At 69.5% G+C, this 14,613-nt stretch carries 15 protein-coding genes and 1 riboswitch; of the genes, 12 read left to right on the top strand and 3 right to left on the bottom strand.

Translation table 11 applies throughout. The features are described 5' to 3' along the window. The first annotated feature begins 36 nt into the window (after nucleotides 1-36). From Aco04nite_RS17435 to Aco04nite_RS17415, 5 genes are all read left to right on the top strand, one after another. A complete protein-coding gene (locus Aco04nite_RS17435) occupies nucleotides 37-1,155 on the top strand; it encodes a M20 family metallopeptidase (RefSeq protein ID WP_244876071.1) in 1,119 nt (372 codons plus the stop codon). Next, complete coding sequence (locus Aco04nite_RS17430) at nucleotides 1,152-1,844, top strand: GNAT family N-acetyltransferase (protein WP_212998286.1); 693 nt, start codon at nucleotides 1,152-1,154, stop codon at nucleotides 1,842-1,844. The genes Aco04nite_RS17435 and Aco04nite_RS17430 overlap by 4 nt, the downstream gene beginning before the upstream one ends. Beyond that, nucleotides 1,841-2,947 carry an o-succinylbenzoate synthase gene (gene menC, locus Aco04nite_RS17425; RefSeq protein ID WP_212998285.1) on the top strand — a complete coding sequence of 369 codons (1,107 nt, stop codon included), beginning with the start codon at nucleotides 1,841-1,843 and terminating at the stop codon, nucleotides 2,945-2,947. Before Aco04nite_RS17430 ends, menC begins: the two co-directional genes overlap by 4 nt. 40 nt (nucleotides 2,948-2,987) lie before the next feature. Beyond that, the gene (locus Aco04nite_RS17420) at nucleotides 2,988-3,293 is read left to right on the top strand and encodes a DUF2064 domain-containing protein (protein WP_212998284.1); all 306 of its coding nucleotides are present in this window, start codon (nucleotides 2,988-2,990) and stop codon (nucleotides 3,291-3,293) included. A gap of 129 nt (nucleotides 3,294-3,422) precedes the next feature. Further along, nucleotides 3,423-3,616: riboswitch (cyclic di-AMP (ydaO/yuaA leader) on the top strand. A gap of 1 nt (nucleotide 3,617) precedes the next feature. After that, nucleotides 3,618-4,301, top strand: a complete 684-nt coding sequence (locus Aco04nite_RS17415; protein WP_212998283.1) for a LysM peptidoglycan-binding domain-containing protein — start codon at nucleotides 3,618-3,620, stop codon at nucleotides 4,299-4,301. Between the two features lie 52 nt (nucleotides 4,302-4,353). Here Aco04nite_RS17415 and Aco04nite_RS17410 read toward each other — a convergent pair whose 3' ends face one another. Beyond that, the gene (locus Aco04nite_RS17410; RefSeq protein ID WP_244876070.1) at nucleotides 4,354-5,385 is read right to left on the bottom strand and encodes a LacI family DNA-binding transcriptional regulator; all 1,032 of its coding nucleotides are present in this window, start codon (nucleotides 5,383-5,385) and stop codon (nucleotides 4,354-4,356) included. Nucleotides 5,386-5,597: 212 nt separating this feature from the next. On the opposite strand from Aco04nite_RS17410, the gene Aco04nite_RS17405 reads away from it, so the two are divergent. From Aco04nite_RS17405 to Aco04nite_RS17390, 4 genes are read left to right on the top strand one after another with little or no spacing between them, the layout of a single operon-like run. Continuing rightward, the gene (locus tag Aco04nite_RS17405; protein ID WP_203836111.1) at nucleotides 5,598-6,479 is read left to right on the top strand and encodes a carbohydrate ABC transporter permease; all 882 of its coding nucleotides are present in this window, start codon (nucleotides 5,598-5,600) and stop codon (nucleotides 6,477-6,479) included. 5 nt (nucleotides 6,480-6,484) lie between these two features. Next, nucleotides 6,485-7,399, top strand: a complete 915-nt coding sequence (locus tag Aco04nite_RS17400; RefSeq protein WP_203836112.1) for a carbohydrate ABC transporter permease — start codon at nucleotides 6,485-6,487, stop codon at nucleotides 7,397-7,399. 11 nt (nucleotides 7,400-7,410) lie between these two features. After that, complete coding sequence (locus Aco04nite_RS17395) at nucleotides 7,411-8,760, top strand: ABC transporter substrate-binding protein (RefSeq protein WP_212998282.1); 1,350 nt, start codon at nucleotides 7,411-7,413, stop codon at nucleotides 8,758-8,760. Next, complete coding sequence (locus tag Aco04nite_RS17390; RefSeq protein WP_212998281.1) at nucleotides 8,757-10,745, top strand: beta-galactosidase; 1,989 nt, start codon at nucleotides 8,757-8,759, stop codon at nucleotides 10,743-10,745. The genes Aco04nite_RS17395 and Aco04nite_RS17390 overlap by 4 nt, the downstream gene beginning before the upstream one ends. Here Aco04nite_RS17390 and Aco04nite_RS17385 read toward each other — a convergent pair. Beyond that, nucleotides 10,732-12,249 carry a serine/threonine-protein kinase gene (locus tag Aco04nite_RS17385; protein ID WP_212998280.1) on the bottom strand — a complete coding sequence of 506 codons (1,518 nt, stop codon included), beginning with the start codon at nucleotides 12,247-12,249 and terminating at the stop codon, nucleotides 10,732-10,734. The two genes, Aco04nite_RS17390 and Aco04nite_RS17385, sit on opposite strands and share 14 nt — an antisense overlap. 193 nt (nucleotides 12,250-12,442) lie before the next feature. Between Aco04nite_RS17385 and Aco04nite_RS17380 the strand changes: the two genes are divergently transcribed. The 3 genes from Aco04nite_RS17380 (at nucleotide 12,443) to Aco04nite_RS17370 (ending at nucleotide 14,034) form a co-directional block, all read left to right on the top strand. Next, complete coding sequence (locus tag Aco04nite_RS17380; protein WP_212998279.1) at nucleotides 12,443-12,670, top strand: hypothetical protein; 228 nt, start codon at nucleotides 12,443-12,445, stop codon at nucleotides 12,668-12,670. Between the two features lie 82 nt (nucleotides 12,671-12,752). Further along, a complete protein-coding gene (locus Aco04nite_RS17375) occupies nucleotides 12,753-13,274 on the top strand; it encodes a SigE family RNA polymerase sigma factor (RefSeq protein ID WP_212998278.1) in 522 nt (173 codons plus the stop codon). Then, on the top strand, nucleotides 13,267-14,034 hold the full coding sequence (locus Aco04nite_RS17370) for a hypothetical protein (protein ID WP_212998277.1): 768 nt from the start codon (nucleotides 13,267-13,269) through the stop codon (nucleotides 14,032-14,034). Before Aco04nite_RS17375 ends, Aco04nite_RS17370 begins: the two co-directional genes overlap by 8 nt. On the opposite strand, the gene Aco04nite_RS17365 is transcribed toward Aco04nite_RS17370, so the two are convergent. After that, nucleotides 14,027-14,599 (bottom strand): TetR/AcrR family transcriptional regulator, encoded by a 573-nt coding sequence (locus Aco04nite_RS17365; RefSeq protein ID WP_212998276.1) that lies wholly within the window; start codon nucleotides 14,597-14,599, stop codon nucleotides 14,027-14,029. The two genes, Aco04nite_RS17370 and Aco04nite_RS17365, sit on opposite strands and share 8 nt — an antisense overlap. Nucleotides 14,600-14,613 lie beyond the last annotated feature (14 nt).

Raw genomic sequence — 14,613 nt, 5'->3', positions numbered from 1 at the left:
ACACTATCGGGTCTGCGCACCGTAAAGTGACCGGGTATGAGCCTGCCGGACCGGATGACCGCCCGTCTGCCGGAGATGCTGGGCGACATCGAGCAGTTGGTGACCTGTGAATCACCCTCCGTCGATCCCGTGGCCCTGGCGGCGAGTGTCGAGGTCGTCGCGGCGATGGGCACCCGGTTGCTGGGGACGCCGCCCGAGCGGATCAAGGTCGAGGGCCGGATCCACCTGCGCTGGCGGTTCGGTGCAGGGCCCGCCCGGGTGCTGCTGCTCGGCCATCACGACACCGTCTGGCCGTCCGGGTCGCTGAGCACCCATCCGTACGGTATCCGTGACGGCGTGCTGCGCGGCCCCGGCTGTGTCGACATGAAGGCCGGGCTGGTGCTCGCGTTCCACGTGCTCGCCGAGCTGTCCACACCGGACGGCGTGACGCTGCTGATCACCTGTGACGAGGAGCTGGGCTCGCCCACCTCCCGTGCGCTGATCGAGAAGGAAGCCGCCGGGTGCGCCGCGGCCCTGGTGCTGGAGGCGGCCGCCGCCGGGGGAGCGCTCAAGATCGAGCGCAAGGGCACGTCGATGTATCGGGTACGGGCCCACGGCCGCGCCGCCCACGCCGGTCTCGAACCCGAACGCGGCGTCAACGCGACGATCGAGCTCGCCCACCAGGTCCTGGCGCTCGCCGCGCTGGGCGACCCCGCGCTCGGCACCACCGTCACGCCCACGCTGCTGACCGGCGGCTCCGCGTCGAACACCGTGCCCGCCACCGCGGAGGTCGCCGTCGACGTCCGGGTCCGTGACATCGCCGAGCAGTCCCGGGTGGACGCCGCCGTGCACGCGCTGCGCCCGGTGCTGCCGCAATCCCGGCTCGAGATCCTCGGTGGACCCAACCGGCCCCCGCTGATGCCGGTGGCCACCGCTGAGCTGTTCGCCGTCGCCACGGAGGTCGCCGCGCTGCTCGGGCTGCCGGTGCCGGGGTCTGCCGCGGTCGGTGGCGGCTCGGACGGCAACTTCACCGGTGGCATCGGCACACCCACCCTGGACGGGCTCGGTGCGGTCGGCGGTGGCGCCCACGCCGACGACGAGCACGTCCTCGTGGCAGAGCTTCCCGGCCGGGCGGCGCTGATCGCGGGGCTGGTCGAGGAGCTGTCCCGGCGATGACCATCGAGATCCGGACGGTGGACGGGCTCGCCGAGCTGGCGGAGCTGGACGTCGTGCTGGGCGGGATCTGGCAGGACGGGCCCGCACCGCTGCTCGGGGTCGAGGTGCTGCGGGCGCTCGCCAAGGCGGGCAACTACATCGCGGCGGCGTACGACGACGGTGCCCTGATCGGCGGCTGTGTCGGCTTCTTCGGGCCGCCGGCCGAGCGGGAACTGCACAGCCACGTCGCCGGCGTCACGCGCGCGGTGGCCGGCCGGGGTGTCGGATACGCCCTGAAGCAGCACCAGCGCGAGTGGGCCCTCGAGCACGGCGCGGCCGCGATCACCTGGACCTACGACCCGCTCGTGGCCCGCAACGCCCACTTCAACCTGGTCAAGCTCGGTGGCGAGCCGGTGGAGTACCTCACCGACTTCTACGGGCCCATGCACGACGTGATCAACGGCGACGACCCGTCCGACCGGCTCCTGGTGCGCTGGGACCTCACCGGGCAGGCGAAGGCGCCACCAGTGGGGGAGGACGTGGTGGTGGCGGTTCCGGCTGACATCGAAGCTCTGCGTACGAGGGATCCCGCCGCGGCCCGGCGATGGCGGCTCGAGGTCCGCGAGGTCCTCGGTGGACCGATGGCCTCGGGCGCCCGGGTCGTGGGGTTCGACCGGGCGCGGGGATACGTCCTGCGGTGGCCCGCATGAGGCTGACCGGGGTCGAGCTGCGCCGGGTCGCGATGCCGCTGGTCAGCCCGTTCCGCACCTCGTTCGGCACGGAGACCGCCCGCGACGTGCTGCTCGTGCGCGTGGTCACCGGCGATGCCGAGGGCTGGGGCGAGTGCGTGGCGATGTCCGACCCCCGGTATTCCTCGGAGTACGTCGACGCGGCCGCGGACGTGCTGCGGCGCTTCCTGGTGCCCGCTGTCGCGGCTGTGCGGGGGCTTGACGCGTACGCCGTGGGCCCGGCCCTGGAGCAGTTCAAGGGTCACCGGATGGCGAAGGCGGCGCTGGAGACCGCGGTCCTGGACGCCGAGTTGCGTGCCGCCGGCCGCTCCTTCGCCCGTGAGCTCGGCGTCGTGCACGACCGGGTGCCGTGCGGGGTCTCCGTCGGCATCATGGACTCGATCCCCGAGCTGCTGGACGCCGTCGGCGGCTACCTCGCCGAGGGCTACCTGCGGATCAAGCTGAAGATCGAGCCCGGCTGGGACGTCGAGCCGGTCCGCGCCGTCCGCGAGCGCTTCGGCGACGACGTGCTGCTGCAGGTCGACGCGAACACGGCCTACACCGTGGGCGACGCCCGGCAGCTCGCCCGGCTCGACCCGTTCGGGCTGCTGCTGATCGAGCAGCCGCTCGACGAGGAGGACGTGCTCGGGCACGCCGAGCTGGCCCGGCGGATCACCACCCCGGTCTGCCTGGACGAGTCGATCACGTCCGCGCGCACCGCAGCCGCGGCGATCACGCTGGGCGCCTGCGCGATCGTCAACGTCAAACCCGGCCGGGTCGGCGGCTATCTGGAGGCCCGGCGCATCCACGACGTCTGCGCGGCGCACGGGATCCCGGTGTGGTGCGGCGGCATGCTGGAGACCGGTCTCGGGCGTGCTGCCAACGTAGCTCTCGCCGCGCTGCCCGGCTTCACCCTCCCGGGGGACACGTCGGCGTCCGGGCGGTACTTCGCCACGGACATCACCGAGCCGTTCGTGCTCGAGGGCGGGCATCTGCGCGTACCGCAGGGCCCTGGCCTGGGCGTTTCCCCCGTTCCGGAAATTCTTGATGATGTGACGACGAACACAGAGTGGATTTCCTGCTGAGGCGGGCAACTTTCCGGGCCGTAACGACCACTTGAGGAGCATGACCCGGTTCTTCCGTTGCGCCGCCGCCACCCGCAGCGTCCATCGCCGCGACGACTTCCTCATGATCACGGTTGATTCCCCCGACCTCACGCCACAGCTCGTGCGGGACGCCTACGACCTGCTGCGCAACTTCGACGTCGTCATCGGGGCCACCACGGACGGCGGATGGTACGCCTTCGGGCTGCGTGAACCCGTCCACGCGACCGACCTCGACACCAACGCCGACTCGAGTGCGTTGACCTTGGCTGCGCTGCGGCTCGGACTGCGTGTCGCGCTGCTGCCGACGCTCCCGGCGAACCGGTGAAATAGACCGTTTCATGGTCATTCATGGGGCAAGTCAGGGATGTAAACAAGCTCACCTTTAGGGCCAGAAGTTTGCCGAACACCCCCGGGGCCTGGCTACCGTCGGCCAGTCCGCTGACGCGGGCCCCGCGGTCGGCAACGCCGAATTCCTGCCGCCGACCGGGCCGGGACCTTTGACCAAAGGCAGGAAGTGGGGGACCCAAGTTCCTCGGCGTGCTGCAGCGCGCCTCGGGGTGAAGCCGGACCCGCCATAACCGAGCGGGACGGCCGGGCTACCTCGCCCGAATCCGACAGCTGACCTCACAGGCGTGGAGGTTCATCTTTCATGGCAAAGCATGTCCGCAAGCAGTCTCTGCGTGCCCTCGGCCTGTTCGTGGCGGGTGCGGCCGGAACGGCCGTCCTGCTCGGATCGGGTGGTGCGGCGCAGGCGAAGTCCAGTGTGAACTGGGACGCCGTCGCGCAGTGCGAGTCCGGCGGCAACTGGGCTATCAACACCGGCAACGGCTTCTACGGGGGCCTGCAGTTCAGCCGGAGCACGTGGAAGGCCTACGGCGGCGCGAAGTACGCCAGCACCGCCAACAAGGCCAGCCGTTCGCAGCAGATCCGTATCGCGGAGAAGGTGCTGGACGGCCAGGGCATCGGCGCGTGGCCGGTCTGCGGCAAGAAGGCCGGCTCGTCCAAGTCCTACTCCGCCAAGAACGCCGGCGGATCGTCGTCCTCGACCTCGCACAAGAAGTCGAGCTCGACGAGCAAGAAGGCGGCCTCGACGCACAAGAAGGCGACGACGTCCTCCACCTCGCGGAAGACGACGACGCACAAGGCCACCAAGAAGGCCGCCACCTCGGTCAAGGCGACCGGGCGCAGCTACGTGGTCAAGTCGGGGGACACCCTGGCGAAGATCGCGAGCAACAAGCACGTGAGCGGTGGCTGGCGCGGTCTGTACCAGCTCAACAGCGGTGTCGTGAGCGACCCGAACCTGATCTTCCCGGGTCAGCGTCTCGCGGTCTGATCCGTTGTGAGACCGGTCCGGCCGTCCTCCCCCGTGGGGCGGCCGGACCCTCTCAACGTCCTCGTGGAGCCGCGGTGCTGCCGCGCAGGACCAGGCGCGTGGGGACCAGGTCGGTGCCGGGCGAGCCCGGTTCGTTGCGGATCTGGCGCAGCAGGCCCTCCACGCAGCGCCTGCCGACCTCCGCGAAGTCCTGGTGGACGGTGGTCAGGGGTGGGAAGAACGCGTGGGCGTCGGGGATGTCGTCGAAGCCGACGACGCTGACGTCGCCCGGGATCGAGCGGCCCTGCTCGTGGAAGGCCCGCATCACGCCCAGTGCCATCTGGTCGTTGGCCGCGAAGATCGCGGTGCAGCCGGGATTCCGGGCGAGGACCAGCCCGGCCTGATATCCCGACTCGGCCGTCCAGTCGCCCAGCTGTGGGGGCGGGACAGCCTTTCCGGCGGCTTCCAGGGTCTCGCGCCACGCCTGGGTACGCCGCCCGGCCGCGAACGACTCGATCGGGCCGCTGACGTGCCAGACCGTCTCGTGGCCGAGCTCCAGCAGGTGCCGGGTGGCCTGCCGGGCGCCGTCCGCCTGGTCGGTGTCGACGACCGGGTAACGCTCCCCGGCGTCCGAGTCGACGACCACGACCTGCATGTTCGGCGGCAGCTCCAGATTCGCCGCGTCCAGCAGGTGCACTTCCATGATCACGACGACGCCGTCGACGGCGAGCTCGCCGAGGCGGGTGAACGCGCCCAGCACGCCGTCCTGGGTCGGCATCGCCACGGGGATGAGCGTGATCGCGTACCCCTCCTGGGCTGCCTGGGCCAGGATGGCCTCGACCGTGCGGCTGTTGCCGGTGGTCGCCAGGGTGAACAGGATGACGCCGAGCGTGCGGAATTCCCCGCGCTTGAGTGCCCGTGCCGCGCTGTTGGGGCGGTAACCGAGCTCCTGCATCGCGGCCAGCACCTGCTGGCGGGTCGACTCGACCACGCTGGGATGCCCGGTCGACACCCGCGACACGGTCTGTGACGAAACCCCGGCCAGGCGCGCGACGTCCGCCATCGATACGCCGCGCCGGGGCCGGCGGCGGCCAGCGTCAGCCATGATCAGCAAAGCCCTGAGTCATGATCAACAAATTCCGGCATGACCTGCGACTCCTCTTGACGATCCGCTGCGGCAGTGTAACGATCACCACGATGTTTACGTTAACATCACGATATTGATTTCCGTGAAACAATGCCTGCCACTGGGCCCTTCCCGCCGACGTGGAGCATGATGTTTACGTAAACATACTTCGTGCAGAGAAGGGACGTCACGTGGCCGACATCGCTGTACCGAGACGCCGGTCCTGGACGGGCTGGCGGTTCGTCGGTCCGTTCATGGCCGTCTTCGCTCTGGTCTTCCTCGCACCGATCGTCTATTCGATCTACCTGAGCCTGTTCAAGAACCGGCTGATCGGCGGCAACTCGTTCGTCGGTCTGGACAACTACCAGCAGGCGCTCACCGACCCGAACTTCTGGTCCTCGGTCGGGCGGGTGTCGATCTTCCTGGTCGTCCAGGTCCCGATCATGCTGTTCATCGCGCTGCTGGTCGCCCTCGCGATCGACAGCGGCCGGCTCTACGGCAAGTCGTTCTTCCGGATCTCGATCTTCCTGCCCTACGCCGTGCCCGCCGTGGTCGCCACCCTGATGTGGGGCTTCATCTACGGCACGCAGTTCGGCCTGGTCGGCAACATCAACGACGCCTTCAACATCACCCTGCCGGACCCGCTCTCGCCGAGCCTGATCCTCACCTCGATCGGCAACATCGTGACCTGGGAGTTCGTGGGTTACAACATGCTGATCTTCTACTCGGCGCTGCGCACGATCCCCACGACGCTCTACGAGTCGGCGGAGATCGACGGCGCCGGTGAGCTGCGGATCATCCGGTCGATCAAGCTGCCGGCCATCCGGGGCGCGCTGGTCATCGCCACGATCTTCTCGATCATCGGCAGCTTCCAGCTCTTCAACGAGCCGAGCATCCTGCAGAACGTCGCGCCCAACGCGATCACCACCTACTTCACCCCGAACCTGTACGCGTACTCGCTGTCGTTCTCGGGCCAGCAGTACAACTACTCCGCCACCGTCGCCATCGTCATGGGCGTGATCACCATGGTCATCGCCTACGTCGTGCAGCTGCGCGGCACCAAGGAGAGCTGAGCGCCATGACGACCATGGTCACCGCGCCCGAGCGCACCGGCACCCACAAGTCGCCGCTCACCCCCCGTAAGCCGCGCAACCGCAAGAGCGTGGTCCTCACGCTGGTCACCGGCATCGCGCTGATCTACAGCCTGATCCCGCTGGTCTGGCTGCTGATCAACTCGACGAAGACCCAGGACGGGCTGGCGAGCTCGTTCGGCCTGTGGTTCGACGACGGGCACTTCGCGCTCTGGGACAACATCCGCGAGACGCTCACGTACAACGACGGCATCTTCGTCCGCTGGCTGGGCAACACGCTGTTCTACGTGATCGTCGGCGCCGGCGGCGCGACCTTCCTCGCCGTGCTGGCGGGTTACGGCCTGGCGAAGTTCGACTTCCCCGGCAAGAAGGGCGTCTTCGCCATCGTCATCGGCGCGGTCGCCGTCCCCGGCACCGCGCTGGCGGTCCCCACGTTCCTCATGTTCAGCAAGATGGGCCTGACGAACACCCCGTGGGCCGTCATCATCCCGTCATTGATCACCCCGTTCGGGCTCTACCTCATGTGGACCTTCACGGAGCAGGCGATCCCGACGGAGATCATCGAGGCGGCGCGGGTCGACGGGGCCGGCGAGTTCCGCATCTTCTTCCGCCTCGCCGTGCCGCTGCTCGCCCCGGGCATCGTCACCGTCCTGCTCTTCAGCATGGTCGCGACCTGGAACAACTACTTCCTGCCTCTGATCATGCTCAAGGACCCCGACTGGTACCCGCTCACCGTCGGCCTGAACGCCTGGAACGCTCAGGCCCAGACCGCCGGCGGGGACGTCGTGTTCAACCTCGTCATCACCGGATCGATGCTCACGATCCTCCCGCTGCTGGCCGCGTTCCTGCTGCTGCAGCGTTACTGGCAGTCCGGCCTTGCCGCCGGCAGCGTTAAGGAATAAGGAGATCACGCATGACCACTTTCACCCGGCGGCGTCTGCTCGGCCTGGCCGCGCTCGCCACCGCCACCACCCTCACCCTCGCCGCGTGCGGCGGCGGTGACGACGACTCCTCGTCGGGCACGTCCGGCACGACCGTCTCCGACGCCGATGTGACCGCCGCGCTGCAGAAGGGTGGCAACCTCACCGTCTGGGCGTGGGAGCCGACCCTCAAGCAGGTCGTCGCGAACTTCCAGAAGACCTACCCGAACGTGAAGATCAACCTGGTCAACGCCGGCACCGGGAACGACCAGTACACCGCGCTGCAGAACGCGTTCGCGGCCGGCTCGGGCATCCCGGACGTCGCGCAGATCGAGTACTACGCGCTGCCGCAGTTCGCGCTCGGCAAGTCGATCACCGACCTGAACCAGATGGGCGCCTCGTCGCTCAAGGCCGACTTCAGCCCCGGCCCGTGGGCCTCGGTCCAGTCCGGCAGCGGCACCTACGGGCTCCCGATGGACTCGGGCCCCATGGCGATGTTCTACAACAAGGACGTCTTCGACAAGTACAAGATCACGGTCCCGACCACGTGGACCGAGTTCCTCGACGCGGCCCGCAAGCTGCACGCCGCGGACCCGAAGGCGTACATCGCCAACGACACCGGCGACGCCGGCTTCGTCACCAGCCTCATCTGGCAGGCCGGCGGCAAGCCGTACCAGGTCGACGGCACCAACGTCACGATCAACCTGAACGACGCGGGCTCGCAGGAGTTCGTCAAGGTCTGGCAGGCGCTGATCAGCGAGAAGCTGCTCGCGCCGATCAGCTCCTGGAGCGACCAGTGGTACCAGGGCCTCGGCAACGGGTCCATCGCCACCCTGAACACCGGCGCGTGGATGCCCGCCAACTTCACCTCCGGCGCCCCCGCGGGCTCCGGTAAGTGGCGCGTCGCGGCCCTGCCGCAGTGGACCGCCGGTGGCACCGCCTCCGCCGAGAACGGTGGCAGCTCGCTCGCCATCCCGGAGAAGTCCTCCAACAAGGCGCTGGCCTACGGCTTCCTGAAGTACGCCAACGACGGCGACGGCGTGCAGACCCGCGTTGACAACGGTGCCTTCCCGGCCACGGTCAAGCAGCTGAACTCCGACGCGTTCCTCAACACCGAGTTCAAGTACTTCGGCGGCCAGAAGGCCAACGAGATCTTCGCGGCCTCCTCGAAGAACGTGACGCCCGGCTGGTCGTACCTGCCCTTCCAGGTGTACGCGAACAGCATCTTCAACGACAGCGTCGGCAAGGCGTACGTCTCCTCGACGCCGCTGGCCGATGGTCTCAAGGCGTGGCAGGACCAGTCCGCGGCGTACGGCAAGGAGCAGGGGTTCACGGTCAAGTGACGACTCGCTGGCTTCGCCCGACCCGGCCGGGGCAGCAGCCCCGGCTGGAGTACGGCGCCGACTACAACCCCGAGCAGTGGCCGCGGGAGGTCTGGGACGAGGACGTGCGCGCCATGCGTGCGGCCGGCGTCACGATCGTCTCGCTCGCCATCTTCTCGTGGGCACGCCTCGAACCGACCGAGGGTGAGTATGACTTCGGCTGGCTCGACGAGATCCTGGATCTGCTGCACGCCGGGGGCATCTCGGTCGACCTCGCCACCGCGACGGCCTCCCCGCCGCCGTGGCTGACCACGAAGCACCCGGAGATCCTTCCGGTGGACCAGCAGGGCCGCACGATCTGGCCGGGCGGGCGTCAGCAGTGGCGCCCCACCTCGCCGATCTTCCGCGAGCACGCCCTGCGCCTGGTCCGCGTGATGGCCGAGCGGTACGGCAACCACCCGGCGCTGACCGCGTGGCACGTCTCCAACGAGCTGGGCTGTCACAACATCTACGACTACTCGGACGACGCCGCGGCGGCGTTCCGGTCGTGGCTGCAGAGCAAGTACGGCACCCTCGACGCACTGAACGCGGCGTGGGGGACCTCGTTCTGGTCGCAGCACTACAGCGACTGGGCGCAGATCCTCCCGCCACGGCTGGCGGCGACCCACCCGAACCCGACCCAGCAGCTCGACTTCAAACGGTTCTCGTCCGAGGCCCTGCGCGTGTACCTGCGCGCCGAGCGGGACGTGCTGCACGAGCTGACGCCGGGTATCCCGGTCACCACCAACTTCATGATCATGGGCGAGCAGAAGCCGATGGACTACGCCGCGTGGGCGGCCGACGTCGACTTCGTCTCGAACGACCACTACCGCCTGCCGGGTGCGCAGTCGCTGGACGACCTGTCGTTCTCGGCGAACCTCACCGGCGGGGTGGCGGGCGGCAGGCCGTGGTTCCTCATGGAGCACTCGACCAGCGCGGTCAACTGGCAGCCGGTCAACGTGCCCAAGAAGCCGGGCGAACTGGCGCGTGACTCGCTCACGCACGTCGCGCACGGAGCCGACGCGGTCTGCTTCTTCCAGTGGCGCCAGTCGAAGGCCGGAGCCGAGAAGTACCACTCGGCGATGGTCCCGCACGCCGGCGAGGACAGCACGCTGTTCCGCGACGTCGTGGCACTGGGGGACACCCTGCGCAAGCTCGCCCCGATCTCGGGGACCGGGCGGACGCCGTCACGGGCCGCGATCGTCTTCGACTGGGACTCGTGGTGGGCCAGCGAGCAGGACTCGCACCCGACCGATCGGCTGCGGTACAAGCAGGAGGCCCTCGACTGGTACACGGCGTTCCTCGACCTCGGCGTCCGCGCCGACGTCGTGCCGTCGCACGCCGATCTGGCCGGTTACGACATGGTCGTGGCGCCGATCCTGCACGTGGTGCCGCAGGCGCTGCGGGAACGCCTCGAGTCCTACGTGAACGCCGGGGGACACCTCGTCACCACGTACTTCTCGGGGGTCGTCGACGAGAACGACCACATCTGGCTCGGCGGCTACCCGGGTGCGCTGCGTGACCTGCTCGGCATCCGGATCGAGGAGTTCGAGCCGCTGCTGGACGGCGACAGCGCCGCGCTCGACAACGGCACCATCGGCACGGTCTGGACCGACCACGTCGAGGTCACCGGGGCGGGGGTGGAGGTGCTCGCCAGCTACAAGGACGGCGGTGCCGCCATCACCCGGCGCAGTGTGGGGACGGGCTCGGCGGCGTACGTGTCGACCCGGCTCGGCCCGGAAGGTCTCGTCCCGGTCCTGGGTGACCTGCTGCAGCGGGCCGGGATCGTCAGTGAACTGCCGGAGGAGCTGCGCGGGCGGGTCGAGCTCGCGGTGCGTGGCGACTACTGGTTCGTGGTGAACCGGACCGCCGAGCCGGTCGAGCTGACCGGTCTCGACGGCGAGGTGCTGCACGGCTCGGGCACGCTGCTCGAGGCGCGCGGCGTCACGGTGCTCAGGAAGGTCTAGACGCCGACGGGATCGCGGCCTCCGAGAGGGGGCCGCGGTCCACGAAGCTGACGCTGAGGTTCGGCGTCCAGTCATCGGCGACCTCGACGATCACCGTCCGGTTGCTCGGATCCCAGAGCACCGTGCCGGACTCGTCGTTGGACATCGTGTAACGCTCGCGACCCTTGTCGTCCTTCTTGCCGATCGCGGTGAAGGAGAACAGGGTCGCTTTTGTCGCCTTGCACTGCGCCGGGACGAGGAACGCCGAGCCCTCCGGATCGTTGCGCACCCCGAGGCACGTCTCCGGCCCGCCGACGCCCTCGCGCAGGGTGCGGACCAGATAGTCGACGCCGACCGGCTCCAGCAGGAACAACGACTTGTTCCCGGTGCCGTCGGCGGCCCGCACCCGCGGATCCTGCACGTCGAGGGCAAGGTCACGGTCGATCTCGTCGACGTGCAGCAGCGTGAGGTTGCGCCCGGCGAGGATCTCGGCGTGCGGGTCCACCGAGGGCGTGGGGCGCACGACCGGAGTGTCACCCGCCGGCTCGGAACCGGCGTCGGAGCGGTCCATGCCGATCCGGGCGCCGAACATCCCGGCCAGCACCGCGACGATCACCGCGACGGGGAGCAGGAGCCGCTGTCGTCTCCTCGGCCGCGGCGTGACGGTCGTGGCCTCCTGCGCGAGGGCCGCGACGCCCGCCTCCCCGGTGCCACCGGCCAGCAGCAGATCGAGCAGCTGACGTGCGGTGGGCCGGTCCTTGGGCTCCTTGGCCAGCGCGCGGGCCACCAGGGCCCGCAGCGGCTCGGGCAGGCCGCTGAGCTCGGGCGGCTGGGTCAGGATGCGCATCGCGGTCGACGCCGCCGAGTCTGCCGCGAACGGGGTGCGGCCGGTCGCCGCGTAGGCCACCACGGCACCCCACGCGAAGATGTCCGCCGCCGGCCCGACCTGACGGCCACCGGCATCATCGAACCGCTCCGGCGCCATGTAGGCGACAGTGCCGACCATCTGATCGGTACGCGTGTGAGCGCTGGTCGCCTCGAATGCGCGCGCGATCCCGAAGTCGATGACCTTGATGCCACCCATCGCGATGAGGACGTTGCCCGGTTTGAGGTCGCGGTGGATCACGCCGGCGCCGTGGATCGCGGTCAGCGCCGTCGCGATGCCGACCGCCACCCCGTGCAGCGCGGAGCCGGACAGCGGGCCCTTGTCGGCGATCACGGCCTGCAGGCTCGGCCCCTCGACGTACTCCACCACGAGATAGGGCGGGTCGTGGTCGGGGTCGGCGTCGAGCACCTCGGCGGTGGAGAACGGGGGCACCTGCTTGGCCCGGTTGACCTCGCTGCGGAACCGCCCCCGGAACTCCTGCTCATCGGCGAACTCCGGCCGGACCATCTTGATGGCCACCCGCCGCCCCGAGTCGTCGCTGCCGAGATAGACGGTGCCCATGCCACCCTGGCCAAGACGGCCCAGCAGCTCGTAGCGCCCGAGCCGGGTCTGTTCGCCCGGCCGCAGCGGCATGGTCATGATCGGTGGTCCTCCCCGTGGAACGTTCGACGTCACCCTAATGGGCGACACCAAAAAAACTTTTGCGACGCGAGCAACCTTTCCGGTGCCGTGGACCACTGAGTGGTTGTTCGCCCGCGGAGGGGCGGCTCCGGACCTCACCGCCCCTCCGCGCGCGAGCGTTGTGCCCTTGTCCCCGTCGAGAAGGCTCCACATGTTGCGCAAGCGATACGACCTCCCGATCGCCGTCGGCACCTCGGCCGGCGTCGCCGTCACCGCGGGCGTCATGCACAACACGGGCCTGCCCGACTTCACCGACGACGTGACTGCCAGGGCGCGGCGGCCCGCGGCGAAGTATCTTTCCAGCGTGCGGGCCGGTACGGAGGCCTTCACCGGCTCGGGAACGCTGGACACCGATTCCTGCTCGGTACGGATCGGCTGACATACTCCGGCTGCCCCGGTCCCCAAGATCTGCCCCTGCCGGGGCAGCCGGCCCCCTGCTGAAACTCCCGAGGAAGGACCACGTGACCGATCTCGACGACGAGCGTGCCTTCCGCCGCTTCTTCGACCAGCACCACGCGGACCTGTCCCGGCTCGCCTACCTCGTGACGGGTGACTCGGGGATCGCCGATGACCTCGCCGCCGACGCGTTCACCGAGGTCTGGCGGCACTGGGCGCGCGTGCAGGCGGCGGACAGCCCCCTCGCGTACGCCCGGGGCATCGTCACCAACCTGGCCCGGCAGTGGATCAAACGCCAGACCCGGGAACGCCACGGCATGCTGCGGCTCGGCCTGCTGCGGCGCGACCGCGCCGAGCCGGACACCCCGGCGATCATGGATGTACGCGCGGCGCTGGGCCGCCTCCCGGTCCGCCGCCGCGAATGCGTGATCCTGCGGTACGCGTTCGACGTCCCCGAGCGCGAGGTCGCCGAGATCCTCGGCATCTCCGTCGGCGCGGTGAAGAGCCAGACGTCACGCGGCGCCGCCCAGCTGAGCACGTTCCTGCAGGAGATCCCGATGAGCATCGGAGGAGGCCTCAATGCGTGACCACGACGAACGAGCTCTCCGGTCGCTGCTGCACCAGCAAGCGGACCGGCACCGCCCGGACCGCGACGCCATGTTCGACCGGATCATCCAGAACCGCGCCGAGCCCGCCCGCCGCCCGGCCCTGATCCGCCTGCGCCCCCTCGCGGCGGCCTTCGGCGTCGTGGCCGTCCTGGTCGGGGGCGTCGCCGGCGTCCGTCTCGCGTCGAGCGACGGCGACGACAACGGCACGGACCAGGTCGCCGCGCCCACCGCGTCGGTATCGCCTTCCCCGTCGGGCTCCCCGTCGGTGTCGGCGTCGCCGTCCGGCTCGCCCTCGGCGTCCTCCCGCAAACCCCAGGTCTCGACGTCGAGCGGCGCGTCCCACCGCGCCACGACCAAGGACGGCTACCTGTCGTCGCAGTCGGTGCTCGACCCGGGCTCGAACCCCAGCTGGACCCAGAACGACGTCGTGCTGACCACCACGAAGACGATCACCGAGCTCGACGTGACCATCACCGTGGCGAAGACGGACAAGGTGGAGTACGCCGGCCGCTGGACCTCGGTCCCCGAGAACATGATGACGATCACGCCGACCCAGCAGGCCGACACGATCGTCTACCGCTTCGTGCTGCTCCCGGGCGGCCAGCTGGCGCCGGGGTCGTACACGTTCGCGGCGCAGTACAACCACCCCGCCGCGAAGCACGCGCTGGGCGGCGACAAGTACGAGGTCAAGGCAAAGGCATCGAAGACGAGCGCGAAGGTCGCCGGCGGGTTCAAATAGCGTTCTCGAGGGCGTCCAGGGTCACGCTGACGATGGCGCGCAGCTGGGCGGCGCTCGCCCCGGTCCGGCTCATGACGGCGAGGGACTGGTTGACGGCGGCGACGTGGACTGCGTACACCTCGGCTGTCTGATCGGGCATTGTGGTGAGGGCGGCCCGTAGCCGCGTCTGCTGAATGCCCACCGCCTGCTGCGCGCGCTCGGCCACGGCCGGGCTGAGCGACGGGATCGCCATCGCGGTCTGGGCCACCAGGCATCCGTCGGGCAGCGCGGGGTCGGCGATACGTTCCAGGGTGACCTCGAAGAACGCCCGCACGCCCGCAACCGGTTGATCACCGGCATCGGCCAGCGCGGCATCGAACCGCTCGCCGTAACGGGTGACGTAGCGGTCGAGGCACCGCAGGAACAGCGCATCCTTGCCGCCGAACGACGAGTAGAGCGAGCTCCGGTTGAGCCCGGTCACCCGCGACAGGTCGTCCACCGACGTGTCGGCATGACCCGCCCGCCAGAACTGGATCATGGCGGCCTCGAGTGCCGTGCCGACGTCGAACTGCTTCCTGCCTGCCATGACGCTGATCATAT

It is taken from the genome of Winogradskya consettensis, from assembly GCF_018332715.1.
In the GTDB taxonomy this organism is placed as follows: Bacteria; Actinomycetota; Actinomycetes; order Mycobacteriales; family Micromonosporaceae; genus Actinoplanes; species Actinoplanes consettensis.
Note: the sequence above shows the minus strand (reverse complement) of the source record. Positions and strands in the feature narration are given on the sequence as shown.

Coding starts and splice junctions, on each gene's coding strand:
- Aco04nite_RS17395 (WP_212998282.1), top strand. CDS start 7,411: ATGACCACTTTCACCCGGCGGCGTCTGCTCGGCCTGGCCGCGCTCGCC.
- Aco04nite_RS17435 (WP_244876071.1), top strand. CDS start 37: ATGAGCCTGCCGGACCGGATGACCGCCCGTCTGCCGGAGATGCTGGGC.
- Aco04nite_RS17400 (WP_203836112.1), top strand. CDS start 6,485: ATGACGACCATGGTCACCGCGCCCGAGCGCACCGGCACCCACAAGTCG.
- Aco04nite_RS17385 (WP_212998280.1), bottom strand. CDS start 12,249: ATGACCATGCCGCTGCGGCCGGGCGAACAGACCCGGCTCGGGCGCTAC.
- Aco04nite_RS17430 (WP_212998286.1), top strand. CDS start 1,152: ATGACCATCGAGATCCGGACGGTGGACGGGCTCGCCGAGCTGGCGGAG.
- menC (WP_212998285.1), top strand. CDS start 1,841: ATGAGGCTGACCGGGGTCGAGCTGCGCCGGGTCGCGATGCCGCTGGTC.
- Aco04nite_RS17420 (WP_212998284.1), top strand. CDS start 2,988: ATGACCCGGTTCTTCCGTTGCGCCGCCGCCACCCGCAGCGTCCATCGC.
- Aco04nite_RS17370 (WP_212998277.1), top strand. CDS start 13,267: ATGCGTGACCACGACGAACGAGCTCTCCGGTCGCTGCTGCACCAGCAA.
- Aco04nite_RS17410 (WP_244876070.1), bottom strand. CDS start 5,385: ATGGCTGACGCTGGCCGCCGCCGGCCCCGGCGCGGCGTATCGATGGCG.
- Aco04nite_RS17415 (WP_212998283.1), top strand. CDS start 3,618: ATGGCAAAGCATGTCCGCAAGCAGTCTCTGCGTGCCCTCGGCCTGTTC.
- Aco04nite_RS17365 (WP_212998276.1), bottom strand. CDS start 14,599: ATGGCAGGCAGGAAGCAGTTCGACGTCGGCACGGCACTCGAGGCCGCC.
- Aco04nite_RS17380 (WP_212998279.1), top strand. CDS start 12,443: ATGTTGCGCAAGCGATACGACCTCCCGATCGCCGTCGGCACCTCGGCC.